The sequence below is a fragment of the Burkholderia sp. Bp8986 genome (assembly GCF_003854225.1).
Taxonomy (GTDB): domain Bacteria; phylum Pseudomonadota; class Gammaproteobacteria; order Burkholderiales; family Burkholderiaceae; genus Burkholderia.
Genome location: NZ_QTQM01000095.1, coordinates 1 through 4720, shown reverse-complemented (window position 1 = coordinate 4720; position 4720 = coordinate 1). Strand labels below are relative to the sequence as shown.

Annotated in this window: 1 protein-coding gene and 2 pseudogenes; all 3 read left to right on the top strand. The window is 55.5% G+C overall.

Translation table 11 applies throughout. From position 1 onward, the window contains the following. The first annotated feature begins 477 nt into the window (after nucleotides 1–477). A complete protein-coding gene (locus DID99_RS35765) occupies nucleotides 478–2307 on the top strand; it encodes an NEL-type E3 ubiquitin ligase domain-containing protein (protein ID WP_185733876.1) in 1830 nt (609 codons plus the stop codon). 101 nt (nucleotides 2308–2408) lie between these two features. Beyond that, nucleotides 2409–2821: pseudogene (locus DID99_RS35760) on the top strand (transposase); the annotation flags it as partial. Between the two features lie 528 nt (nucleotides 2822–3349). Then, a pseudogene (locus DID99_RS35750) lies at nucleotides 3350–4009 on the top strand (reverse transcriptase domain-containing protein); the annotation flags it as partial. Between the last annotated feature and the right edge of the window lie 711 nt (nucleotides 4010–4720).

The following is a 4720-nucleotide window of genomic DNA, read 5'->3' as shown; positions in this document are numbered from 1 at the left end:
TTCCTGCAAATCAAACAACACCGTTTCGGCTTCGCAGCCTTACTGCATACGCCTCGCACGATTGTTCAGGTCCGACTTGGTAGTCGTAAAATCAACAGTCCGTACAAAATCAGATGGTCAATAGGTGTAATCCATGAGTAAATGGGCCCATCGTGAGATGGCTACTGCTAAGTCAGTGAGGCTACTCGATGAGTGGCATTGATTTGGTGCATTGACCAAAGCTGGCCGGAATCCGTAGCTATAACTCACCCAAAAGCGGCGAGTACGTAATGCATTACGAATATTTCATACAGACGTCGATCTCGTTCTATAAAGCCTCCGTCCGCCTCCATCGGACCCGAAAGACAAATGCTCCGTTTAAATCCTTCCAAAATCCCGAATCAGACACCGCCCCGGACCGAGACCGCTCAAGGTCAATTGAGGACCCCTACGGGGGGTGGGTTTTCCCTCCGGCGCATCTTCAACGGCATTTCGAGCGTGCTCAGCAATCCAAGCGCCGATCAATGGGCTCCTCTCAATCACGACAATTTGCCTCCTCTCGGCGACAGAATTCAACCCAATAACGGAGTTGCGTCTGCGAGCCTGAATGGGAGCAATGTGTTGCTCGACTTCCACAGTCAAGTGACGCAATGGGCGTCGACCGATCCTTGTCACGAGGTCGCGGCAGCGCTCATGATCGCTGCGTACGAGGCCCCAGAGAACACAGAGTGCGCTACCAAATTAAACCTCCAAGGGCTCAACATTCAGAGTCTACCCGCGTGCTTCAGTCGACTCACGCGGTTGACAGAGGTCGACCTTTCTGGGAACAGAATTGCTGATCTTGATGAGGTGCTTAAGCTCACCCAAATAAAAAAGCTCAATATCTCGAGCAATGCATTGCACGAGCTGCCCGATCTGTCAGGGATGCGGAATCTCACTCATCTGGACGCAAGCCGCAACCAGCTGATTGAGATTCCAGATAGCATCGGTCGCCTGTCGGCGCTCCAGGTGCTGGACATCAAACATAATAGAATTGCGATACTTCCTGACTCTATCGGTAATCTAAGCAATCTGGAGGTTCTCGATGCAACGAGCAATCAGTTGCGACGACTGCCAGAAACCTATGTGACCATTGGCTCTTCTTACGTGGAGCGCCTGTATCAGGTGAGAAATACACCCGAATGGCGATTCCAGGCCCACTGTGCGTCTGTTTGGGACAATGTCACCATTGCGTATAGGCATGGTCTCGAACAGTTCTACTCTCCGAGCAGTCAGTTGAACAACATCGGTGTGGAGGAAGGGCAGCAACCGGTCAGCATAAAGGTCCAGGATAACCGGTTTAGCGCGGAAGAGGTCTATCGACTCGAGCACGTTCGTCATCCCAAGATGGAAATTCTGACGTCGGTGGCCGGCCAGGCCTATAACCAGACCGATTCACTCGAGCAACTGATGCGTGATTGGTTCGAACGCGCGGGCGAGTGCCCTGATGACTTCGAGGCATTCAACCGGATGATGGCGAGTCAAACAAGCCAGTTGACTCCGGAACAACAGGGACACTTCAGAACGATGTTTGCGCGCTTGTACACTGTTCCTGATGCGATGGGGCCCGCAGGAGAGGAGTTTGCTGTGCGGGTATGCAGTATCGCAAGGGGCATGCTGCTCAATGAAACCGTCAGGTCGCAATGTCTCGCGATCATGTTCGACGCCGACCGGGATTGCGAAGATCAGGTTCTGGACAAATTCCAGAAAATGGAAAAAACATGCCTTGCCGCTTCACTCGATGGGCGCCCGATGAAAGATCTCGTGGCGGCAGGTTTGGCCTATTTCAGGCTCGATCTTGTTGAGCAATATGCGACAAGGTTCGCCCGCAGCGGTGGTCGTACGGGGCGCCAGGAAGTCCACACCCATCTGGGGTTCAAAAAGGCGCTCCGTGAGCCGATGGAGCTGCCGATATCGCCGTTCAAGGAGAAACATGGCTTACTTGGTTGCATCGAAGATTCGGACCTCGCAACGGCCATCGATTCCCTTAAACGTTCCATGACCCGGGATGCGGCCTGTGTATTTCTTGCGCAATTTGACCCTGTACGCGACGCACTGAAGCGTGGCGCGGCGGCTGCCTTCACCAAGATCGATGCGGATGCGCATGAAGAGTTAGAGCAGTTGCAGGAGCAATATCAAAATCCGACTGATGATAGTAAGAAGCTCTCGCATGAAGAATTCACCAAGCGATTCAAGGCGATCGAGAAAACCAGAAATCAAAGTATCGAGGATAAGTATCTTGAGCTGGTGAACGATCTGGGAGTTGTGAACGAATTCTTTCCTCGTTGAAGGTGCTGAGATCTTTTTGAAGCTGACAGTGCAAGCAGGATCGCCTAAGGATGGCCTGCAACAGCTGAGCGATGCAGGCGGCAGGATGAGGCACTGACGGAATGAAACAGATCAGCCTTGGGGGAATGGGATTCGAGGTGTCGAACAAGCCGACACGCAAGCACGAGCTCCTCGATCGAAGGAATCCGGTTGTGTCGTGGGCCGAGCTGGTGACGTTGATTGCGCCGTACACACCGGTTGCGAAGACGGGGCGGCCGCCGTTTGCGGCAAAAGCCATGCTGCCAATTCATTTCCTGCATCAATGGTTCTACCTCTCGGATCCAGCCATGGAAGAAGCGCTGTACAACATGCCATTGTTCCAGCAGTTCGCGGAGCTGGACGTGGGCTGATACTCAATGTCGTACTGGTGCAGAAGGGTCTGCTGCTCACGGAACTGACCGTTGTGAACGCCACGCTGATAGCGGCGCCGAGTTCGACGAAGAATCAGGACAGTAAGCGCGATCCGGAAATGCAATAGACGAAGAAAGGAACCCAGTGGTGTGTGTCACGAACCTGAGCGCAAGCTTGGGATGCTGTACTGAAGATGGAAGAAGGCCTTCCGGAGTCGGCTTGCAGGAGCAGACGTCAACCCGCCCGGTGCTGCTGCGTTCAAAAGGCGTGGTGGTGAGCGACTGTGGAAAAGTCACCCGCCGAGGGTGGCAGGTACGTATTGAGAAGATGAGCGAAAGCAAACCGTCCGATGACGCATCGTTATGCCCAAAGGCGCTGTCGAAACTGAGGTAGACCATTGGCTTCAGGACAAATCGGGACGATACCTGCTTACGGGCCCGATGGCAGCCGGTGTATAGGCGGCATGATCTCAATACAGGCTTTGGTACGGAACGTGAGAACCTTGTTCCAGATGCGAAGGGAAATGACAAATGGGTGCGCCGGGAGACCGGCAAGGAGTAGATGGTGAAAGTCCATTACAATGAAGGCGTAGCGAACCACATCGGCCCCGAGCCGTGCGCTGGCGTCCGCGAGGATGTCGGCGAAGCGTCGGTACCTGCACTACGCTTTCGATCTCTGGGCTCAACGGTGGCGACGGCTGGAGGCCAAAGGCAACGTGATCATCTCGCGGTACGCGGATGATATCGTGGTCGGCTTCGAGCATGAAGCCGACGCGAGGCGCTTCTGGGACGCGATGCGAGCGAGGCTGGAAAAGTTCGAGCTTACGCTACACCCGGAGAAGACAAGGCTGCTGGAGTTCGGCCGCTATGTGGCGGCTCGGCGGCAGCGGGTGGGTCTTCCCCGGCCAGAGACGTTCACCTTCCCGGGCTTCATCTTCATCTGTGGGCGCTCACGCCGCGGTGCCTTCCAGCTACAGCGGAAGAGCCGTGGAGATCGCATGCGGGCGAAGCTCAGGCAGATCAAGGATGATCTCCGAAGGCGCTGGCACGACTCGATTCCAGAGCAGGGGAAATGGCTCAAGCAGGTCGTTCAGGGGTACTTTGCATATCATGCAGTGCCCACAAACTTCCGCGCGCTTCAGGCTTTTCGCCATCACGTTCGAACCCGGTGGATGCGCGCGCTGCGGCGTCGCAGCCAGAGGGATCGCACATCCTGGACGCAAATGACGCGAATCGCTGATACATGGCTCCCGCGCCCCCGCATACTTCATCCGTGGCCGAACCGGCGCTTTGCCGTCAAACACTCGAGGTAGGAGCCGTATGCCCGAATTGGGCACGTACGGATCTGTGTGGGGGGTGCCCGGTAACGGGCATCCCTACCGCGATCAGAAACCATGAGGAAGAATACCGATGCTGGACCAAGGGGCGGAGTCACCCGTAGTAGCGTGGAAGCGCCTGTAATGGGTGTGGAGCGAACGGGTGCAGGCATCGACGATGAAACCATCGCCGAGTTCGAGCAGAACCTGTCGAAGAATCTGTACAAGCTGTGGAACCGGATGTCGTCGGGATCATAGCCACCAGTTCCGGGCTGTTAGATATTTGTGAGATTGATCAATATGTTTCGCGCTTCACTTTCCCCCAACCCTACCGCGGCATCGTTGTCGGATCGTTCTGATCTAGCGGACAATACCGGTATTCTGATAACAAATGGGAGATCCCATTCACTTCAGCTGAACGCCGGCAATGACACCTTTCCGTATTCCGTCGCCAGCGCTTACGTCCCCATGGTTCAGCTCGGGAACTCTATGTCCAGTCCCGCCCCGCCATCCGGGCAGGACTCCACACGTTCCGGTCATTCCCAAGGCAATTCTTCGCAGCGTCGGGTTTTGCGTTCCGGTATCCATCTTTCCAACCGCCGAGCCGTGCCCTATCCCCTCCGGCTGTCTGTGCCTCATACAACCAATCCGCTCGAACTGACCGACGCCGAGCAGACACGAATTGAACGTACGCACGGTGGACGGCAG